This window comes from Streptomyces sp. NPDC002884, assembly GCF_040295245.1.
Taxonomy (GTDB): domain Bacteria; phylum Actinomycetota; class Actinomycetes; order Streptomycetales; family Streptomycetaceae; genus Streptomyces.
In genome coordinates this window covers 16,110-36,979 of the sequence record NZ_JBEOVB010000022.1, presented here as the reverse complement: position 1 = coordinate 36,979, position 20,870 = coordinate 16,110, and the positions used below count along the sequence as shown (strand labels likewise).

Sequence of the window (20,870 nt, the reverse complement as noted above, 5' to 3'; positions counted from 1 at the left end):
GGCGCGGCGGGACGGGCGCGGGGCTCACGGGCCGAGGTGGACTCCGCCGGAGGCGTCGATCCACTGGCCGGTCACCCAGCGGGCGTCGTCGCTCGCCACGAAGGAGACGACGTCGGCGATGTCCGCGGGGGCGCCGAGCCGGCCGAACACGGAGGCCGCCTCGTACCTCTGGCGGATCTCCGGGACGGCGAGCGTCGGGTTGATCTCCGTGTCGGTGTAGCCGGGAGCGACGCTGTTCACCGTGATGCCCCGCGGTCCCAGTTCCTGGGCGAGGGCCAGGGTGAGGTAGTCGAGGGCGGCTTTGGTCATGGTGTAGGCGATGATCGGCGGGAAGGCGACGCGCGTGGCGACCGAGGAGATGTTCACGATCCGGCCGCCGTCGCGCAGCCGGTCCAGACCGCGCTGGATGACGAAGAAGGGCGCCCTGGTGTTGATCGCGAACGCCCGGTCGTAGTCGTCCTCGGTGACGTCCGCGATCCGGCGCGGGACGGTGATGCCCGCGTTGTTGACGAGGATGTCCAGGCCGGGTGCGGCCTCCTGCCCGGCGAGGGCGCGGTCGAAGGCCGTCCACAGGGTGTCGGCGTCACCGGGCACGCCCAGTTCGGCGTGGACCGGGAAGGCGCGTCCGCCGTCGGTCTCGATCTCCTTGACGGTGCGCTCGGCCGCCTCGTGGTCGTGTCCGTAGTGGACGGCCACGAGGGCGCCCTCGGCGGCCAGCCGGCGGGCGACGGCCCGGCCGATGCCGCGGCTGCCGCCGGTGACCAGGGCGGTCCTGCCCGCGTGCCGCAGGGGGGTGGTCATCGCGTTCTCCTTCTGCTGGGGTGGGTGGTGGCCGGGGCGGGCGCCGTCATGCGTCGAAGTCGACGGTGACCTCGCTGCCGAGGGGCCTGGCGCGGCAGGTGAGCGTGTAGCCGGCGGCCAGTTGCCCGGCGTCGAGGGCGTACTGGGGGCCGGTCGCGACCTCGCCGGTGAGGACCTTGGCACGGCAGCTGCCGCAGATGCCCTCGCGGCAGGCGTACGGCACGTCCGGGTGGTCGCGCAGCAGCGCGTCGAGGAGCGCGGGGTCCCGCGGCCCGGCGGTGACGACGCGGCGGTGGCCGTCGTAGAGGGCGATGACCCGGGTGCCCTCAGGGATGCGCGGCGCGCCGGGTACGGGTGGGAGCGGCGGGGTGTCGCCGAGGGCGAACAGTTCGGAGCGGACAAGGGCCGGGTCGGCTCCCGCGTCCGTCAGCGCCCGCCGGACGGTGGCGATGAGACCGGCCGGACCGCACAGGGCGAAGGTGGTGTCCGGGCCCGGCCGGATGTCCAGCGCGGCGAGCAGCCGCGGCAGACGCTCGGCATCGATCCGGCCGCCCAGGGGCGGGCGTCCTTCGCGGGTCAGTATGTGCAGCACGGTGAACCGGTCGACGAACGCGTCCTTGAGCAGGGCGAGTTCGTCGGCGAGCAGGGCGTCCGCGGCCGTGGGCGCCGAGTGGACGAGATGGACCCGGCAGGTTGGGTCCGTGCGCAGCGCGCTCGCGGCCATGGCCGCGAGCGGGGTGATGCCGGAGCCGCCCGCGATCAGCACGTGGTGGGCTCCGGGCAGTTCGGGCAGGGCGAAGGCCCCGGCGGGCGCGGAGAGTTCGAGGCGGTCGCCGGGTGCCAGACGGGTGAGCGCGTACGCGCCGAAGCCGTCCGGGGCGCCCCGCTTGATCACCAGCCGCAGCGCGCCGGGCTCCTCGGGCGGCGGGCACACCGAGTAGCTGCGGCGCAGTTCCTCGCCCGAGCGGCGGTGCCGGACGACGACGTGCTCGCCGGGCCGGTGCGCGAAGGTGGCGCGCAGGGGGTCCGGTACGTCGAGGGTGACGGCGACGGCGTCGCCGGTGAGGTGCTGGACGGCGGTGACCGGGAGCCGGTGCCAGCCGGTGCGCCGACGGGCGCCGTCGGTCGCGAGGACGGGGTTCGGACGCGTCGTCATAGCGCGCTCAGGTGGGGGAACAGCTCGCGGCAGGCGGTGCAGCGCAGCATCGACTGGCAGCGGGTGGGGCCGAACGCACTGTGCGGTCGGGTGGCTCGGGAACCGCAGTGCGGGCAGGGCACCCCGGTGAGCCGGACGAGGACCGGGCCGTCCCCCGGTCCGGGCGTGGGCGGGGCGATGCCGTGGGCGGCGAGCTTGGCGCGGCCGGCCGCGGTGATGCGGTCCGTCGTCCACACCGGGGACAGCACCTGCCGTACCCGGGCGTCGGGGTGGCCGCAGTCCGTCAGGACGTCGCGGATCGAGGAGGCCATGGCGGCCAGTGCCGGGCAGCCCAGGTAGGTGGGGGTGAACTCCACCTCGAGACGTCCGTCGGCAGCGGGGCCGACCGAGCCGATCACTCCGAGGTCGCCGAGGGCGAGGAAGGGCAGCTCCGGGTCCGGCACCGCCTCCACCCGGGCGCGGACCTCCGACGCCGCGAGGGCCGTGCCGCCGCTCACCAGGTACCTCCGGGGAACTGGCGACGCACCGACTGCAGTTCGGCGACCAGGGACGCGAACTCCTCGGTGTGCAGGCCCGCACGGCCGCCCCGGGCCCGCCAGCGGGGTGACGGCACGGTGAGTCCGGCCCGGGTGATCACCTCTGCCGTGCTGCGCTCCCATCCCGGGCGCAGCGGGGCGGGCGAGGGGGCCGTTCCGGCGGCGGCGAGGTCGCGTACCGGGTCGTCCTCGTCGAAGAGTTCCGCCGTGTACGGCCACACGTGGTCGAGGCCCTCCTGCATGCGGCGGGCGCTCTCGGCGGTCCCGAGGCCGAGGCGTTCGGTCCAGGTGTCGGCGTGCAGCCGGTGGAAGGCGATCTCCTTGGCGGCCCGCTGTCCGAACGCGGCCAGTTCGGGGTCCGCGCAGCCGCCGAGCGCCCCGTAGTACGCCACGGCGTAGTGGGTGTAGGCGAGTTGCCGGGCGACGGTGGCCGCGAAGTCGCCGTTGGGCAGTTCGGTGAGCAGGGCGTTGGTGAACTCGCGGTCGGTCCGGGCGAAGGCGAGGTCGTCCTCGTCGCGTCCGGTGCCGTCGAGGCGTCCGGCGAGGGTGAGCAACAGCCGGGCCTGGCCGACGAGGTCGAGGGCGATGTTGGACAGCGCCAGGTCCTCCTCGATGGTGGGCGCCCGGGTGATCCACTGGCACAGACGCTGGCCGAGGACGAGGGCGTCGTCGCCGAGGCGCAGCAGCTGGACGGCGAGCCGCGGGTCGGTGCGGCCGTCCGCCTCGGTGGCGGCCGCCCGCTCAGTCGTCGTGGCCACCGTCGGGGCTCCTCTCGGTCGTCAGCGGCACGAACTGCTGGGGGTACCGGTACGGCTTGTGCCGCGCGTTGGCGAAGTACGGGTCGCGTTCGTCCGGGGAGACGGTGTGCACCGCGTCCGAGCGGACCACCCACAGGGACAGCGGGTCGCCCCGGCGGGTGTAGAGGTCACGCGCCCTGAGCAGGGCGGTGTCCGGGTCGTAGGCGCGTACCGAGCCCACGTGCTGGTGGGAGAGTCCGCGCCGGGGCCGCAGGAAGACCTCCCAGGACGCGGGGACGCCCTCCGGCCGCGCCACCGGGGCGCCTTCCGACTGCCCGGCGCTCATGCCCGTACCTCCGTGCGGTCGTGCCCGTGCTCGTGCGCACCGGCGTCCTGGCCGGCCGCGCCGTCGCCGTCCCGGGTGCGGGCGGCGTACGCGGCGGCGGCCTCCCGTACCCAGGCGCCGTCCTCGTGCGCCGCGCGCCGGTGGGCGACGCGCTGCCGGGCCCAGTGCGTGTCCTCGCCCAGCGCGCGCCGGTAGACGTCCCAGTCGACCGGGGTGAAGTCGTAGTGGCCGCGTTCCTCGTTCCAGCGGATCGCCGGGTCGGGCAGGGTCAGGCCGAGGCGTTCGGCCTGCGGGACGCAGCTGTCGACGAAACGCGCGCGCAGTTCGTCGTTGGTGTGCCGCTTGATGCCCCAGGCCATGGCGCGGCGCGAGACCGCGGCACCGACCGCCGCGGTGCGCGCGTCGGCGCCGCCCGTCTCGGTGTCGGGCGGGCCGAACATCAGCGCCACGGCCGGCAGCCACCAGCGGTCCACCGCGTCCTGCGCCATCGCCTTCTGTGCCGGTGTCCCCTCGCACAGGGCGCGCATCAGGTCGTAGCCCTGCCGTACGTGGAAGGCCTCCTCCTGGCAGACGCGCCGCATGGCCCGTGCGTAGGGTCCGTACGAAGTACGGCACAGCGGAGCCTGGTTGATGACGGCGGCGCCGTCCGTCAGCCAGGCGATGGTGCCGGTGTCGGCCCAGGTCAGCGCGGGGTGGTCGAAGGTCGCCGAGGCGCGCTGGCGGCCCTGGTGCAGGGCGTCGAGCAGGTCGGCGCGGTCCACGCCCAGCGTCTCGGCAGCGGAGTACAGGTAGAGGCCGTGGCCGGCCTCGTCCTGGACCTTGGCGATGAGCACCGACTTGCGGTGCAGGGAGGGCGCCCGGGTGAGCCAGGCGCCCTCCGGCTGCATGCCGATGATCTCGGAGTGGGCGTGCTGCGCGAGCTGCCGGAGCACCATGCGGCGGTAGCCGTCGGGCATCCAGTCGCGCGGTTCGACGGCCTCACCCGCGCCGACGAGCGCCTCGAACCTCGCCGTCGGTTCGTCCTCGCCGGCGGCCGCGGTGTCGGCGGGCCCTGTCGCGCTCATGCCGCGCCTCCCCGGCCGATCCGCGCCGGGGCGGGGACGTACGCGCCCCTGGTCCGGACCCCTCGCCTGGGCACTGGCATCACTCCTTCGGTGCTTCCCGGGCGCCGTTGCGCCCGCCTCGCCCGGTGGATCGGGCGCGGCCTCCGTCTGGGAAAGAGGCCGTGCGGGAGGCCCGCAATCCCCCGGCGTGCCGGTTGAGGCGCGTGACAAACGTCACGCGGGGGTGCGGGGATTGCGGTTCGGCGCGGGGGCCTCTTGTTCGGGTGACAGGCGAAGGACGCGATCCGCTCGGCGGTCGGCCTGCCGGGCGAAAGGGGTAACCATGAGCACCGTCAGGGAGTTGCTGGTCGAGCTGACCGGCACGGAGGAGTTCGCCGACGCCGAGCGGGTCGGTGACGACCTCGACCTCGCCGCGAGCGGCATCGACTCCGGGGACCTGGTGCGGCTGGTGCTGCTGGTCGAGCAGCGGGCCGGAGTGGAGATCACCGCAGACGACATGGAGAAGCTGCAGACGATCGCCGACTACGAGCGTTTCGTGGCCGAGCGGTCCGCGGCCGGTGGCGGTGCCTGATGTGGCTTACGCAGCTACTGGAACGCAACCGGCAGTGCTTTCCGGGGCGGACGGCGCTGGTCGACGAGCGGCGCGCGGTCACCTGGGCCGGCTTCGACGACCGTACGCTCGAACTCGCGCGGGGATTCGCGGAGCTGGGAATCGAGCACGGTGACCGTGTCGCCGTGCTCTCCAAGGACCGGATCGAGGTGCTGGAGACCTACTTCGCGCTCGCCCGCCTCGGCGCGCTGTTCGTACCGCTGAACCACAGCCTGGCCGTGCCCGAGGTCGCCGACATCGTGGCACGCGTCGGCGCGGTCGCCGTGTTCGGCGAGTCCGAACTGCTCGACCGCCAGCCGGAGTTCCCCACCTCGGTGCGGATCACGATGGCGTTCGACAAGCCGGCCTTCGAGGCGCTGGGCAGTGTGGCGGCGCGGCGGGAGCTGCCGCCCGTGGCCGACACCGATCCGGTGGCCGTGCTGCACACCTCGGCGACCACCGGGCGGGCCAAGGGCGTCACGGTCGACAGCGCCTCGTTCCGCGCCATCGCCCTGGGCTGGCTGGTGCAGGCCCGGCCCACCGACGACATCGTGATGGTCAACTGCTGCCCGCTGTACCACGGCAGCATGGTGGTGTCCCTGACCTACATGGCGACGGGCGCCACCATCGTGCTCATGCCGGGCTTCACCCCGCAGCGGGCGCTGGCCGCGGTGGAACGGCACCGGGCGACCCACGTGTGGATGGTCCCGCAGATGGTGCGCTTCATGCTCCAGGCCAAGGGCGCGGACCGCACCGACCTGTCCACGCTCCGGGAGATCCTGTACGGCGCCGCGCCCATGCCCCTCGACGTGTACGAGGAGGCCGTACGGCGCCTCGGCTGCGGCTTCCGGCAGGTCTACGGCATGACGGAGGTCGGCGGCCCGTTCGTCACCCTCGGCCCCGACGAGCACCCCTCGCCCGGGGACGCCACCGCGCGCATCCCCTGCGGTCGCGTGATCCCGGGGATGTCCGCCCGCGCGGTGGGCTCGGACGGGACGGAGTCGCCGCGCGGCGAGATCGGCGAGATCGTGGTGCGCGGACCAGGTGTGATGCAGGGCTACTGGAACGATCCGCAGGCCACGCGGGAGATCGACCTCGACGGGTGGATCAGGACCGGGGACCTGGGGTTCGTGGACGAGGCGGGACGCATCCACCTCGTGGACCGCACCAAGGACGTCATCATCCGGGCCGGCCAGAACGTCTACCCCTCGGAGATCGAGCGTGCCCTGATGAGCCACCCGGCGGTGCGGGACGCGGCGGTCGTCGGGATGGCGGACGAGGACTACGGCGAGGTGCCGCTGGCGTACGTGGTGGCCGAGCCGGACACCGGCGCCCGGGAACTGCTGGGCCACATCTCGGAGTTGCTCGCCCCCTACAAGAGGCCGCGGCGAGTGGAGTTCATCGAGCAGGTGCCCCGCAACCCCGCCGGGAAGATCGTCAAGAAGCTGCTGCGGACCTGAGGGCACGCGCCTCCCCGCGGCCTCCCCGACCGCCGGCACCGGGCCCGGCCACCGCTCCCTCGGTGGCCGGGCCCGGCCGGTGTCGAGTCCCTAGCGGGCCGGCTCGCCGTGCCGGGGCCGACCGCGGGTCGTCGCCTCGGAGGTGCGGTGGCCGGGCCGGCCGTCGGACGGCCCGGCCACCGCACGCTCTACTCCGACGCGTTGACCAGGACCGCCATGTTCCCCATCGGGTGACGGTTCTCGTGGATGAGTTGGTGGGCCAGCCCGATCTCCTCGAAACCGAAGGTCCGGGACAGGCACGGGTCGATGGCACCCTGGTCGATCAGCCGGGTGACCTCACGGGCCTCGCGGGCGCAGGCGGCGTGCGAGCCCTGGAGCCGCTTCTGCCGCATCCACAGCACTCGCAGGTCGACGTCGCCGTTGTAGCCGGTGGTGCCGCCGCAGATGACGACCATGCCCGCGTTGTCGCACAGATAGACGGAGGTGGGGATGGTGTCGGCGCCGGAGTGCTCCAGCACGATCCTGGGGCTGCGCCGCTCGCCGAGGACGTCCCAGAAGCGCCGCCCGAAGGCCCGTGCCCCGGACAGCCAGCGGCTCATCGCGGCGTCGTCGGAGGTATCGGGCATCCGGCCCCAGTGGTCGAAGTCGCGCCGGTCGATCCAGCCCTCGGCGCCGAGCCGCATGCAGAACGCGCCGCGTTCCTCGCTGGAGACCACGGCGACCGGGATGCCGCCGACGTGCCGGACGAGCTGGATGGCGATGCTGCCCAGGCCACCGGCACCGCCCCAGATCAGCACCGGGTCGCCGGGCCGGACGGTGTGCGGGTCCCAGCCGAACAACTGCCGGTAGGCGGTGGCCGCGGTCGCCATGTAGCAGGCGGCGGCCGCCCAGGACAGCCGGGCGGGCTTGGGGTGGCACATGTAGTCGTCCACGACCGCGAACTGGGCGAAGGAGCCGTAGTTCTCCTCGTAGCCCCACACCCGCTGGCTGACGGACGCGGCCGGGTCACCGCCCAGGCGGATGTCCTCGGCCGACTCGTCCCAGCGGCTGGCGAGCACGACGACCTCGTCCCCGAGCCGAACGCCCCTGACGTCCTCTCCGACGGCCCACACGATGCCCGACAGGTCGGAGCCGCCGATGTGGAAGTCCTCGACCGCGCCGGCCTTCTGCCGGGCGGCGATCACGTCGAGCGGCTTCCCCAGCGCCGCCCAGACGTTGTTGTAGTTGACGCCGGCCGCCATCACCTTGACCAGCACCTGGCCACGGCGGACCGGGGGGACGTCGACCACCTCGGTGCGGAACGCGTCGACGGGCTGCCCGTAGCGCTCCCGGCGGATCAGCGAGGCGTACATCTTCCGTGGCACGGTGCCCGGTTCGGGCGCGTCACCGAGTTCGTAGAGGTCCTGGGTTGCGGTCGCGGTCATGCGGGGTCTCCTGGACGGTCGGGGCCCCCGGGGGGCGGTACGGATACGGACGCGGTGGGATCGGCGGTGCCGCGCAGTGCCTTGGCGACCGCCGCGCCGATCAGGGCGAGGGGCTCGGGTTCGGTCATCTCGTAGTGCCCGCACGGCACCCGGTGGTCGTGCAGGGTGCCCCGCACCTGGGCCCGCCAGGCGTCCGCCTTGCCGGGCAGTACGGCAAGGTCGCCGGCGAAGTCCGTGACCGGTTCGTCGTCGGCGCTGAAGAACAGGACGTCCCCGTGGAAGACGCCGGGCTCGAACCGGGGCGCGAGGCGCAGGTTGTTGCGCATGACGTCGGCGACGGCGGCGGCCTGCGCGCGATCGACCGGAGAACCGGCGGGATCCGCCGTGACCTTGGCGTCGATGCGGTCCAGGACGGTCGCCACCGCGGGCGGTTCGCCGTCCGAGGGCACGGGCAGGCCGGCCACCCGCATGAGCAGGGCCGCCACCTGGCGCTCGGCCGTCCCGGCGTCGTACGCGCTGCCGTAGGGCTGCGGGGCGTCCAGCATGGCCAGGAGTTCCACCCGCTCCCCCTGTTCCTGGAGCGCGCAGGCCATCGCGTGGGCGACGAAGCCGCCGTAGGACCAGCCCAGCAGCCGGTAGGGGCCGTGCGGCTGGACCTCGCGGACCAGATCGACGTAGGAGGCGACCATGGCCGGGGCGTCGGGTGCGGGCGGCCGGGTGCCGTCGAGACCGGCGGCCTGGATGCCGTACACCGGCTGGTCGCCGCCGAGGTGGGGCAGCAGGCCGGTGTAGCGCCAGGAGACGCCGGCGCCGGGGTGTACGCAGAACAGCGGTGCGGCGCCGCCCTCGCGGCGCAGCGGCAGCAGGGGGGCCAGGGCGTTCGCGGTGCCGCCGGACCGCCGGTCGTCGGTGTCCTCGGTGGCGGCGAGGACACCGGCGACGGTCGGCGCGGCCAGCAGGGTGGCGGCGGGTACGTCGAGCACCCCGGCCCGGCGGAGCCGGCCCGCCAGCAGCACGGCCCGCATGGAGTCGCCGCCGAGGTCGAAGAAGTTGTCGTGGACGCCGATGCCGCCGATGCCGAGGGTCTGCTCCCACAGCCGGACGACGGCCTGTTCCCGCTCGGTGCGCGGCGGCACGGCCTCGGTGGTGAGCCGGGGCCGGGGCGCGAGGTGCGGCTCGTCCTGGACCGTGTCCGGGGTGTCGGACGCGGTGGAGCGGGCGCCGGGGGCGTCGATCCAGTGCCGGTGCCGTTCGAAGGCGTACGGCGGCAGCGGCACCGTCCGCGGCGTGCCCGGCACCGGCGGGAGCGCGGTGTCCGCGCCGGCGCTCCACAGCCGGCCCAGCGCCTCGGCGAGGACGAAGCCGTCGCGGGCGTCGGCCTTGGCGTGCCGCATGGTGGTGACCGTCACCGGTGTGTCCGGGTCCAGCTGGGCGGTGGCCAGTCCGGTCAGGGTGTCCGCCGGTCCGATCTCCACCAGGACCGGGCGCCCGCGCTCCCACAGGGCCGTGACGGCGTCGGTGAACCGCACGGTGCGGCGGGTGTGGTCGAGCCAGTGCCGGACCGAGGTCGCCTGGGCATCGGTGATCCAGGTGCCGGTGACGCTGGTGACGAACGGGATGCGGGGCGGGCGCAGGGTGACGCCGCGCAGATGCCGCTCGTACGTCTCCAGCACCGGGTCCAGGACGTGGGAGTGGGCGGCGGCCGGTATCCGTACCCGGCGGAACGGGAGGTCCCGGCGGGCGAGTTCCCGCTCGAAGCGGGCCACGGCCTCCTCGTATCCGGCGACGGTGCAGGCGGCGGGCCCGTTCACCGCGGCCAGGGACAACTCCTCGTCGAGCAGCGGCAGTATCTCCTCGGCCGGGGCCGCCACACCGACGGTCGCTCCGCCCGCCCCGCTGATGAGCCGGATCCGTTCGGTGACCAGGGGCAGCATGTCCGCGAGGTCGATGACCCCGGCCAGGCAGGCCGCCGTGTACTCGCCCAGGGAGTGGCCGATGAGCGCGTCGGGGCGGACCCCGGCGGACATCAGGGTGCGCGCGAGGGCGTACTCGGTGACGACCAGGCCCAGGAAGGTGGCGGTGTGGTCGGCCGGTGCGCCCTCGAAGAGGGAGGTGCGCAGGTCGGTGCCGAGGACGGGACGCAGGATGCGGGCGCACTCGTCCACGGTGTCGCGGTAGACGTCCTGGTCGCGGTACAGCTCGGCGCCCATGCCGGGGTACTGGGTGCCGCCGCCCGGCAGCAGGAACGCCACCCGGGCGGGTTCGTCCGGCACGGCCGGGGTGTCGGGGGCGGCGGCCCGCAGGGCGGACAGGGCCTCCTCGCGGGAGGCGGCACTGACGGTCAGGCGGTGGCGCAGGGCGGGCCGGGCGGTGCGCAGCGTGTGCGCCACGTCGTCCAGGCGCAGGCCCGGGCGGCGTTCCAGGTGGCGGGCGAGGGTCTCGGCCTGGCCGCGCAGGGCGCCGGCGGTCCGGGCGGACAGCGGCAGCACCAGGCGGCCGCCGTCCTCGGGGGCGCGCGGCGGTGCGGGAGCGGGAGCGGGGGCCTCCTCCAGGACGACGTGGGCGTTGGTGCCGCCGATCCCGAAGGCGCTGACCGCGGCCCGCCGGGGGTGGCCGGCGGCGGGCCAGTCCTCCAGCGCGGTGGGGACGCGGAACGGTCCGGCCGCGAAGTCGATGAGCGGGTTGGGCCGGTCGAAGTGCAGGCTGGGCGGGATCTGCCGGTGTTCCAGGGCGAGGACCGCCTTGATGAGCCCGGCGATGCCTGCGGCCGCGCCGAGATGGCCGATGTTGGTCTTCACCGAGCCCAGCGCGCAGTAGCCGCGCCGTCGGGTGGACTCCCGGAACGCCTCGGTGAGCGCGGCCACCTCGATGGGGTCGCCGAGACGCGTCGCGGTGCCGTGCGCCTCGACCAGGCCGATGGTGTCGGCGTCCACCATCGCCTGGGCCTGCGCGGCCAGCACGACCTCGGTCTGTCCGGCGGAACTGGGCGCGCTGAAGCCGACCTTGCGCCGTCCGTCGTTGTTGACGGCACTGCCCCGGATCACGGCCCGGACGCGGTCGCCGTCGGCCAGGGCGTCCACCAGCCGTTTGAGGACGACCGCGCCGACGCCGTCCCCGGAGGAGGTGCCGGCGGCGTCCGCGGCGAACGCCCGGCAGTGTCCGTCGGGCGAGAAGGGCCCGTCGGGCACGTGTCGGTAGCCGAGCGCCGCCGAGGGGTTGAGGGAGACGGCGGCGGCGAGGGCGGTGTCGCAGCGGTGGTCGAGCAGGTCCTGGCAGGCGGTGTGCACGGCGACGAGCGCGGTGGAGCAGGCCGTCTGGAGGGACACGCTGGGGCCGGTCAGACCCAGTTCGTAGGAGATGCGGGGGGCGAGGGTGCCCAGGGAGTTGGCGGTGGCCGCGTGCACCAGCTCGACGGAGCCGGGCTGTCCGGCGTGGCGGGGGTGGACGTGGGCGGGGTAGTACCGGCTGTCGCCGGCGCCCGCGTACACGCCGAAGGTGCCGTGATCGGTGCCGGGTGCGAGGCAGCCCGCGTTCTCCAGGGCGTGGTAGGCGGTCTCCAGCAGCAGGCGCTGCTGGGGGTCGACCACGGCGGCCTCGGCGGGCAGGTAGCCGAAGAATCCGGAGTCGAAGCGGTCGATGCCCTCGACGACGGAGGCCATGCGGATCAGCGACGGGTCGCCCGGGTCGCCGCCGGCGGCCAGGAACTCCTCGTCGGTGACGGGTCGTACGGCTTCGCGGCCCGCGGCCAGGTTGTCCCAGAACGCGTCGAGGTCGTCGGCGCCGGGAAACCGGCCGGCCATGCCGATGACGGCGACGGCCGGCAGGTCCTCCTCCGGTGTGTCCAGCGGCCCGTTGGTCTCATGCATGGCCTTGGCCCTTTCCGTTCCGTGCGGAGCGGCGGGACCGGGCCGCGCGCTGCCGTCGTGCCTGTTCCTTCGCCCGGTCCAGCCCGCTCGGCGGGTCCCCGGCGCCGTCCGTCGGGGCCCCGGGGGCCGTCGTACGGCCGACGAGGTGGCGGGCCAGGTCGCGCACGGTGGGGTGCGCGAACAGGTCGACCACGGTCAGGTCGCAGCCGAACTCCTGGTTGACGGCGCTCTGCGCGCCGACCAGGAGCAGGGAGCTGCCGCCCAGGTCGAAGAAGTTCTCGTCCCGGCCGACCCGGTCGCGGCGCAGCACCGCGCACCACAGCTCGGCGAGCCGCTGTTCCAGGGCGTGGATCCGTCCCCCGGTGTCGTCGGCGGCCTCGGGCCGTTCGGCGCTGCCGGCGGCGCGCAGCACCCATGGGGCGACGCCCGCCGCGTCGGCGGCCGCTCGGTGCAGGGCGCCGAGGTCGGCGCCCTCCTCCAGCGCGACGCGGGCGGTCAGCCGCCGTACCTGCCGGGCAGGTTCGGCGACATGGCTGCGGACCCAGGGGGCGGTGCGGTCGGCGCCGATCAGCAGATGGGGTTCGTCCAGGGTGCGGGCGAGATCGAGGGAGCGCAGCGCGGCGGCCGCGTCCAGTACCCGGTAGCCGCGTGCCTCGGTGAGTGCGGTGAGACCGTAGCCGCTGCTCATGCCCCGCTCGTGCCACATGCTCCAGGCCAGGCTCTGCGCGGGCAGGCCCCGGGCGCGGCGGTGCAGGGCGAGCGCGTCGAGGTAGGCGTTGGCCGCGGCGTAGGCGGTGTTCATGGCGCCGCCGAACCAGCCGTTGACGGAGGAGAACAGCACGAACGAGGTCACCGGACGGTCGGCGCTGACCCGGTGCAGGGTCCAGGCGCCGTGCGCCTTGGCGTCCAGCGCCGAGCGCCAGGCGTCCGGGTCCAGGTCGCCGACGGGCCGCTCCACGAGTGCGCCGGCCAGATGCCAGACCGATCTCAGGGGGACGCCCCAGGCCTCGGTGGCCCCGTCCACCGCCGCCCGCACCTGGTCCTCGTCGGTGACGTCGGCGCACGCGTAGCGCACGTCGCCCAGCTCTCGGAGCCGCTGGTGGGTTCCGCCGTCCTCGGGCAGCGGACTGCGGCCGAGGAGGAGCAGGCGGGCGCCGGGGGTCGCCAGGAGGTGGGCGGCGAGTGCGCCGCCGACTCCGCCGAGCCCTCCGCTGACGAGGTGGAAGCCGTCGGTGGCGGGCGGCTCCCTGCGGTCGGGCGCCTCGGGCAGCGGGGCCAGCCGGCGCACGTGACGCCGTCCGCCGCGGTGGGCCACCTCGGTGTCCACGGGCTGCTGCGCGGCCTCCGCCGTCACGAGCGGTACGGGGTCGGTGTCCCGTTCGACGTCCAGGTGGACGCAGCGCAGCCCCGGTGACTCCTCCCGCAGCGACTTCAGGACCGCGCCGGCCATGGCCTGGGCCGGGGAGGGGGCTTCGCCCGCGCCGACCGCCTGGGCGTCCACCGTCACGTGGAGCAGGTCCGCCGGCCGGGTGCCGAGGGCCCGGGCGAGCGCCAGCAGGGTGCGGGCGGCCGACTCGTCCGGGGCGGCGTCGCCGTCGTGCGGGGCGGTGAGGTGGACGACGGCGTCGACCGGCCGCTCGTCGGCGGCCAGGTCCCGCAGCAGCGCGGTGTGGTCGGCGTCCTCGGTGGCCCGGATCCGGTAGCGGGCGGCGTCGAGGCGTTCGTAGGACGGTCCGTCCGTGGCGACGGTGCAGCGGGCGCCGTCGGCGCGCAGAGCCCGGACCAGGCGGTCGGCGAGACGGTGGGTCCCGGGGCCGTCGCAGGCCAGGACCAGGGTGTGCCGGCCGGGCGGCAGGACGCGCGGGGCGCGAGGGGCGGCCGGCTGCCACACGGGCTTCAGGAACCAGTCGGGGACGGTGGCCGCGGTGCCCAGCAGCAGGTGCGCCTCACGGACGGCGTCGTCGAAGTCTCCCGCCTCGAAGCTCTTGCGCAGCTTGGTCCGCTGGATCTTGCCGATCTCGGTCTTGGGGATGTCGCCGGGGCCGACCGGGACCAGGAAGGCGGGGCTGACGCCGATCTCGCGGGTGACCTTGCCCGCGATCTCCCGCAGCGCGGCGGCGCGGTCGGGGACGGGGGCGAGGTGGAGGAACAGGGCGAGTTCGTCGGTGGCGGCGGAGGCGTCGGAGCGGACCGCGCAGGCCGCGGTGAAGCTGCGGACCACGGTGGGCAGTTCCTCGACGCAGGTCTCGATCTCGTGGCTGTAGTGGTTGACGCCGTTGACGATGATGACGTCCTTGGCGCGGCCGGTGATGAACAGCTCGCCGTCGCGCAGGAACGCCAGGTCGCCGGTGTCGAACCAGCCGTCGTCGGTGAACGCCTCGGCGTTGGCCGCCGGGTTGTCGTGGTAGCCGCCGGTCACGGAGGTGCCCCGGACCTGGAGCCGACCGGCCTCGCCCTCGGTGAGCACGGTGGTGTCCTCGCCGACGACGCGCATGGCGAAGCCGGGGTAGGGCAGGCCGCAGCTGACGAACGTCTCGTCGGTGCCGGGCGGTTCGGCGGGCAGCACCGCGTCCGTGACCACCGAGCAGGTCTCGGACATGCCCCAGCCGGGGTGCATCACGTCCTGCGGCAGTCCGAAGGGCCGCAGCGCGTGCAGGAAGCCGCGGGCGGCGGCGGCCACGACGACCTCGCCGGCGTTCATCACCAGCCGCATCGGGGTCAGGTCCCAGTCGCGGTCCGCGAAGCGCGGGGCCTGTCCGGCGAGCAGCCCGAAGGCGAAGTTGGGGGCCCACGTCACACTGACCCGGTGCCGGTGGGCGAGGTCCATCCAGCGCGTCGGGTCCTGGAGGATCCAGGAGGTGGGCGCGTGGATCTGCCGGCAGCCCAGATAGAGGTCCCGCAGGTGGAACATGACGACGCCGGTGACGTGGTCGAGCGGGATCCAGTTCAGGGTCACGTCGTCGGCGCCGAGTCCGTTCATGGCCTCGGTGGCGGCGGATCGGGCCAGCACGTTGCGGTGGGTCAGCCGGACGGCCTTGGGCAGGCCGGTGCTGCCCGAGGTCATCAGCATCAGGATGAGGTCGTCCGGCCGCGCGGCGTACCAGTCGCGGTCCTCGGGCGCGTCCCGCAGGGCGTCGGCCGTGGTCAGCCGGAGACCTGACCCGCCGTCGTGGCCGATCCGGTCGCGCAGGCCCGCCTCCAGCGCGGGCGAGCAGACGATCCAGGGCCGGCCGAGCATCCGCCAGATGCCCTCCAGTTTGGTGAGGGCGGCCGAGGGGGTGCCGTAGGAGGCGGGCACGGTGAGCGGTACGGCGACGAAGCCGCCGAGGATGCAGCCCCAGAGCACCGCGAGGAAGTCCTCACCGGCGTCGCACTGGAGGATCACCTGGTCACCGGGGCGCAGTCCGGCACGCCGGAGTCCGGCGAGGACCCGGGAGGCCTCGGGGACGAGGGAGGCGTAGTCACGGCGGGTCTCGCTGCCGTCGGGGTGGACGTGCACGATGTCGCCCCGCGCGTGGTCGGCGGCCCGCACCAGGGCCTGGGCCCAGCTGGCCACGGTGGGTTCGGCCTGCTCGGGGCCCTCGCTGAGGGCGGGCCGTGTCCCGGCCGCCCCACGGGTTCCGCCGTCGGACGCCGGTGCGGCACGGCGCGGGGCGGCGGCGTGCCTGCGGGCCAGTTCCCGCGGGGTGTCCTCGACCCCTGCCTCGGCGGCGCCGACACCGGTGACGCGGGCGAGGCGCTGTTGCCAGGCCGCGGCGGCGGCGCGGTCGACGGCGGGCAGGGCGGTGAGGGCGGCCGGGTCGAGGGCGCCGTCGGCATCGCGGGGCAGGGTGCTGACGGCGGTGACGCCGACGGTCGTGGTGCCGGTGCGCTCCAGCAGGCGTTCGACGGCCTCGGTGGCCTCCGCGCGGCCCGGTACCACGAACAGCCGGGGCGGTCCGCCGTCGGCAGCGGGCAGCGCGACGGCGTCGCGGATGCCGGGCACGGACCGGGCCGCCTCGGCCAGACCTGCGGTGTCGGGGCCGGATGCCTCGGCCGGTGTGCGGGGCGCGGGCGCCGGGAGCCCGCCGAGCCGTACGTCCGGGTCGGCGCTCACGGCCGCGAGCAGCCGGCCCAGCGAGCGGGCGAACTCCTCGGCGGTGGACGGGTCGTACAGGTCGGTGGCGTACTCGATGTGCAGGTCCAGGCCGTCGAGGATGCCGTCGGCGGTGCGCCGTTCGAGGACGTCCACGAAGAGGTCGAACTTGGCGGTGCCGGTGGCGGTGGGCCGCAGCAGCACCGGGCGCCCGTCGAGGCGGAGCACGGCGGGCTCGTTGTTCTGGAGGGCGAGCATGACCTGGAACAGCGGGTGCCGGCCGGGCCGGCGGGGCGGGTTCAGTTCGTCGACCAGCCGGTCGAAGGGGAGTTCCTGGTGGCCGAGCGCGGCCAGGTCGCCGGGCCGGACGCGGGCCAGCAGCTCACGGAAGGCGGGGTTGCCCGAGGTGTCGGCGCGCAGCACCAGGGTGTTGGTGACCAGGCCGATCAGATCGTCCAGGCCGGGTTCGGAGCGCCCTGCGACGGGGACGCCCAGCACGATGTCCTCACCCGCTCCGCAACGGGTGAGCAGGGCGCTGACGGCGGCGTGCAGCAGCATGAACAGGCTGCTGCCCTCGCGCTCGGCGAGGCCGGTGAGGTCGCGGTGCAGGGCGGCGGGTACGTGCTCGGTGACATGGGCGCCGTCGCGCGGTGCCGTCGGCCGGGGCCGGTCGCCGGGCAGGGTGCACTCCTGCGGCGCCGCGGCCAGCGCCTGCCGCCAGTGCGCGGTGAGCCGCTCGGCGTGTCCCGTACCGTCCGGCCCGGGGGCGAGCAGGGCGCGCTGCCAGAGCGTGTAGTCCGCATACTGCGCCGAGGGCGCGTCCCACGCGGGGGCGGTGCCCGCGCGGCGTGCCTCGTAGGCCGTGGTCAGGTCGTCGGCGAGGGGTCGCAGGGACCAGCCGTCGGCGGCGCTGTGGTGCAGTACGAGCAGCAGGGTCCGGTCCTCGCCGGTGCCGACCAGCCAGGCCCGCAGGGGAGGTTCGCCGGTGAGGTCGAAGCGGTGGCGGGAGGCGGCGGCCAGGTGCGCGCCGATCTCGTCGGCGGGGCAGTCGACTGCGGGCAGCGGCGGGCGCGGCCCGCCGGCCGGCAGGATCCGCTGGTACGGCGTGCCCTCGTGGTCGGCGAGCACCGTGCGCAGGATCTCGTGCCGGTCGGCGAGATCGCCCAGCGCGGCACTCAGCGCCTCGGTGTCGGCGGCGGCGCCGAGCGGCACGACGAGGGGGATGTTGTACGTCGCCGTGGAGCCGTCGAGCATGTTCAGGAACCGCATGCGTTCCTGGGCGTAGGACAGCGGGACGCGTTCCGGGCGGGGCCGCTCGCCGAGAGCGGGCCGGCCGGGAGCCGTGCCGGGGCGGCCGTCGAGGAGCCGGGCGAGGGCGGCGGGCGACGGGCCTTCGAACAGGGCGGTGATCGGCACGTCGGTGCCGGACCCGTGGCGCAGCCGGGCCAGCAGCCGGGTGGCGAGCAGCGAGTCGCCGCCCAGGTCGAAGAAGTCGGCGTCGATGCCGACGGTGTCCCGGGGCAGCTTCAGCACATCCTCGAACAGGGCGCACACCAGCGCCTGTTCGGTGCTCGCGGGGCGGGCGCCGGCCGCCGCGCCGGTGAGGTCGGGCGCGGGCAGCGCGTCGGTGTCCAGCTTGCCGTTGGTGGTCAGCGGCAGGGTGTCCATGAGCACACAGGCGGCGGGAACCATGTGCTCGGGCAGGTGGGCGGCCGCGTGGGCGCGCACCTCGGCCGCGGCGGGCGGCCGTTCACCGGTGGTCACGAGATAGGCGACGAGCTGCTCGGCGCCGTGGTCTGCACGGCGCACGACGACGGCGGCGCGGGCGATGCCGGGGTGTTCGGCGAGGACGGCCTCGATCTCGCCGGGCTCGACCCGGAAGCCTCGCAGCTGCACCTGCCGGTCGGCGCGGCCGAGGTGGTCGAGGGCGCCGTCGGCGCGGAGCCGCGCCAGGTCGCCCGAGCGGTACATGCGGCTGCCGGGCGGGCCGTGGGGGTCGTCCAGGAAGCGGTCGGCGGTCAGTTCAGGGCGGTGCAGATAGCCGGGGGTCACCCCGGCGCCGGTGACGTACAGCTCGCCGACGGCGCCCGGCGGCACGGGCCGGCCCCGCGGGTCCAGGAGGTACACGCGCAGGTCGGCGAGCGGGGTGCCGACGACGTTGCCCCGGCGGGGGTCCGTCAGGTCGTCCGGGGTGAGGCGGTGGTGGGTGACGTGCACGGTGGTCTCGGTGATGCCGTACATGTTCACCAGGGCCGGCCGGTCGAGACCGTGCCGGGCCGTCCACGGGCGCAGCCGTTCGGGACGCAGCGCCTCCCCGCCGAACACGACGTAGCGCAGTGCTCCTGCGGTGGGCTCCTCGTCGGCGTCCACCAGCTGTTCGAAGGCGGACGGTGTCTGGTTGAGGACGGTGACTCCCTCGTCGTGCAGCAGCCGCAGGAAGTCCCGTGGAGAACGGCTGACGGCGTACGGAACGACGACGAGCCTGCCGCCGTGCAGCAGGGCGCCCCAGATCTCCCAGACGGAGAAGTCGAAGGCGTAGGAGTGGAAGAGGGTCCACACGTCGTCGGCGCCGAAGTCGAAGTGCTCGGCCGACGCGGCGAACAGCCGGACCACGTTGGCATGCGGGACGGGCACGCCCTTGGGGCGGCCGGTGGAGCCGGAGGTGTGGATGACGTACGCGATGTCCGTCGGGCCGGTGGGTCCGCCGCGGTCGGCGTCGGTCAGATCGTCGGCCGGGCGCGCGGCGAGGTCGGCGGTGACGGCCGGCTCGTCCAGGACGACGGCGGCGACGTCACCGCCGAGGCCCGCGGCGAGGTCGCCCTCGGTGACCAGGAGGACGGGCGCCGCGTCCGCCATGACCAGGCGCAGGCGTTCGGCCGGGTGGGCGGGGTCCAGCGGGAGGTAGGCGGCTCCGGTCTTGAGGACCGCCAGCAGGGCGGGCAGCAGCAGCGGGCCCCGGTGCAGCGCGAGGGCCACCGTCCGGCCCGGTCCCGCGCCGCGCTCGACGAGCAGCCGGGCCAACCGGTTGGCCTCTTCGTTGAGTTGCCCGTACGTGAGATGTGCGCCCTGGTGGGTGACGGCGATCCGGCCGGGCCGGGCGTGCGCCTGCCGCTCGAACAGCTCGGTGAGCGTGCCGGCGACCGGGAACTCGCGTACCGGCCGGCCGCTCGGGTGCTCGCCGGGCAGCAGCAGGTCCAGATCGGCGAGCGCGGTGGTGGGCGCCGCCTGCGCCAGCCGCCGCAGCAGTGCGGGGAACCGTTCGCCGTGCAGGGCGAGTTCGTCGGCCTCGTACAGGCGGGGGTTGGCGTCGAAGGCCAGCCAGAGGGCGCCGGGCCGGGTGCCGGGCCGGACGTTGATCTGGAGGTCGTCCACGGCGCCGCCCGACAGGTGGTGCCAGGTCGCCGTGCTGCCGGCGAAGTCCAGTTCCTCGGTGAAGGGGACGATGTTCAGCACGGGTCCGTACAGGCGGCGCCCGGTGCCGAGGAGGCCGAGGTCGCGGCGGATGAACTCGCCCCGGTACTGCTGGTGCCGTCGTAGTGCGGCCAGTTCGTCGGCCACCGTGCGCGCGAACTCCGCCAAGCGGGTGCCCGGTCGGGCGGTGACGCGCAGGGGCAGCACGTCGGAGGCGGTGCCCGGGGTGCGCAGGGCGGCGCTGCCGAGCCGGCTCATGGTGGCCATGCCGAGGACGAGGTCGTCCGTGCCGGTCATGCGGTGCAGGTAGACGGCGAGAGCGGTGGCGAGCAGGTCGGCGCGGGTGATGCCCAGGCCGGCGGCCGCGACGGACAGCGCCTCGGCGTCCGGGGGGCCGAGTTCGACGGTGTGGCGCAGGAACGGGGCGTGCGGCGGGGCCGTACGGCGGGTGAGGCGGGCCGGTTCCGGCAGGTCCGCCAGGCGGCGGGTCCAGTGGTCGCGGTCACGGTCACGGCGTTCGGAGGCGAGGTAGGCGGCCTCCTCGGTCCACAGCCGGCCGACGGGCGCGAAGCCGCCGGGTCCGGGGTCGCGGCCCTCGGCCAGCGCGTTGTGGACGTCGGCCAGACGGCGGCCGAGGAGCTTGTAGCTGTAGCCGTCGAGCAGGAGGTGATGGGCCCGCAGCAGCCAGATGTGGCGGTCGGCGGCGAGGGTGAGGAGGGTGTGCGCGAACAGCGGGCCCTTGTCGGTGTCCACCGGGGTGGCGAGGTCCGCGCGGATCAGTTTCCAGGCGGCGGCCTCCGGGTCCACGGCGTCGCTCACGTCGACCCGGTGCAGCGGCCAGTCGTCGGCGTCCGGCGCCGGACGGCAGCGGGGGCCGTCGTCGGTGTCGAGGAAGCGCAGCGCGAAGGTGCCGGCCTCGCCGACCGTGCGGCGCAGCGCCGCCTCGAACACAGCGGTGTCCAGGCCGCCGTGGATCTCCACCGCCTCCGCGGTGTTGTACGCGGCGCTGTCGGGGGCGAGCCGCTGCGCGTACCAGAGGCCTTCCTGGGCTCCGGACAGCGGTCGACGTTCGTCCTCGGGGAGAGACTCCTCGTGGAGTGACATAGCACAACCCTCACGTGGCAAGCCGTAACGGCCCGGCCGGAAAGAACCCGGTCGGTCTGACAGGGAAGCGGCCCCGGCCCACCGGGCCGGCATTTACGGCCGCGCTCCGGGGACGTGGCCGTATCGCGGCCCGCCGCCGGTTCACGAGGTCCTCACGCTGGGGCAGCCGGGCGAACCCGGTCAAGCCCGATCCGGCCCCGCGAACGGAATTGAGGTTTTTCCTTAAAGAACGTGAGTTCCGGGATAGCCGCGTCCGCGACGAACTTTAGGGAAAACACGAGACTTTCGCCGTGCGCTCCGC

At 74.8% G+C, this 20,870-nt stretch carries 11 protein-coding genes; 2 read left to right on the top strand and 9 right to left on the bottom strand.

The features are described from left to right. Positions 1–24: 24 nt before the first annotated feature. From ABT070_RS32035 to paaA, 6 genes are read right to left on the bottom strand one after another with little or no spacing between them, the layout of a single operon-like run. Positions 25–801, bottom strand: coding sequence for an SDR family oxidoreductase (locus ABT070_RS32035; protein ID WP_351765743.1), 777 nt, complete (start codon positions 799–801; stop codon positions 25–27). A 46-nt stretch (positions 802–847) separates the two neighbouring features. After that, positions 848–1,957 (bottom strand): 2Fe-2S iron-sulfur cluster-binding protein, encoded by a 1,110-nt coding sequence (locus ABT070_RS32030; RefSeq protein ID WP_351765741.1) that lies wholly within the window; start codon positions 1,955–1,957, stop codon positions 848–850. Further along, positions 1,954–2,454 carry a 1,2-phenylacetyl-CoA epoxidase subunit PaaD gene (paaD, locus tag ABT070_RS32025; RefSeq protein WP_351765739.1) on the bottom strand — a complete coding sequence of 167 codons (501 nt, stop codon included), beginning with the start codon at positions 2,452–2,454 and terminating at the stop codon, positions 1,954–1,956. The genes ABT070_RS32030 and paaD overlap by 4 nt, the downstream gene beginning before the upstream one ends. Continuing rightward, a complete protein-coding gene (gene paaC / locus ABT070_RS32020; RefSeq protein ID WP_451102185.1) occupies positions 2,451–3,251 on the bottom strand; it encodes a 1,2-phenylacetyl-CoA epoxidase subunit PaaC in 801 nt (266 codons plus the stop codon). Before paaC ends, paaD begins: the two co-directional genes overlap by 4 nt. After that, positions 3,235–3,576, bottom strand: a complete 342-nt coding sequence (locus ABT070_RS32015) for a 1,2-phenylacetyl-CoA epoxidase subunit B (protein WP_351765737.1) — start codon at positions 3,574–3,576, stop codon at positions 3,235–3,237. Before ABT070_RS32015 ends, paaC begins: the two co-directional genes overlap by 17 nt. After that, entirely contained in the window at positions 3,573–4,640 is a 1,068-nt protein-coding gene (paaA, locus tag ABT070_RS32010) for a 1,2-phenylacetyl-CoA epoxidase subunit PaaA (protein WP_351765735.1), read from the bottom strand. Before paaA ends, ABT070_RS32015 begins: the two co-directional genes overlap by 4 nt. 322 nt (positions 4,641–4,962) lie before the next feature. Here paaA and ABT070_RS32005 point away from each other — a divergent pair, with 322 nt between their 5' ends. Next, positions 4,963–5,211 carry an acyl carrier protein gene (locus ABT070_RS32005; RefSeq protein ID WP_351765733.1) on the top strand — a complete coding sequence of 83 codons (249 nt, stop codon included), beginning with the start codon at positions 4,963–4,965 and terminating at the stop codon, positions 5,209–5,211. Continuing rightward, on the top strand, positions 5,211–6,689 hold the full coding sequence (locus tag ABT070_RS32000) for a class I adenylate-forming enzyme family protein (protein ID WP_351765731.1): 1,479 nt from the start codon (positions 5,211–5,213) through the stop codon (positions 6,687–6,689). Before ABT070_RS32005 ends, ABT070_RS32000 begins: the two co-directional genes overlap by 1 nt. Positions 6,690–6,877: 188 nt before the next feature. On the opposite strand, the gene ccrA is transcribed toward ABT070_RS32000, so the two are convergent. Genes ccrA through ABT070_RS31985 form a run of 3 tightly spaced genes read right to left on the bottom strand, consistent with a single transcriptional unit; the run spans position 6,878 to position 20,569 of the window. Beyond that, positions 6,878–8,113 (bottom strand): crotonyl-CoA carboxylase/reductase, encoded by a 1,236-nt coding sequence (gene ccrA, locus ABT070_RS31995; RefSeq protein ID WP_351765729.1) that lies wholly within the window; start codon positions 8,111–8,113, stop codon positions 6,878–6,880. Continuing rightward, positions 8,110–11,979 carry a type I polyketide synthase gene (locus tag ABT070_RS31990; RefSeq protein ID WP_351765727.1) on the bottom strand — a complete coding sequence of 1,290 codons (3,870 nt, stop codon included), beginning with the start codon at positions 11,977–11,979 and terminating at the stop codon, positions 8,110–8,112. The genes ccrA and ABT070_RS31990 overlap by 4 nt, the downstream gene beginning before the upstream one ends. Beyond that, on the bottom strand, positions 11,972–20,569 hold the full coding sequence (locus ABT070_RS31985; RefSeq protein WP_351765726.1) for a non-ribosomal peptide synthetase: 8,598 nt from the start codon (positions 20,567–20,569) through the stop codon (positions 11,972–11,974). The genes ABT070_RS31990 and ABT070_RS31985 overlap by 8 nt, the downstream gene beginning before the upstream one ends. Positions 20,570–20,870: the final 301 nt, after the last annotated feature.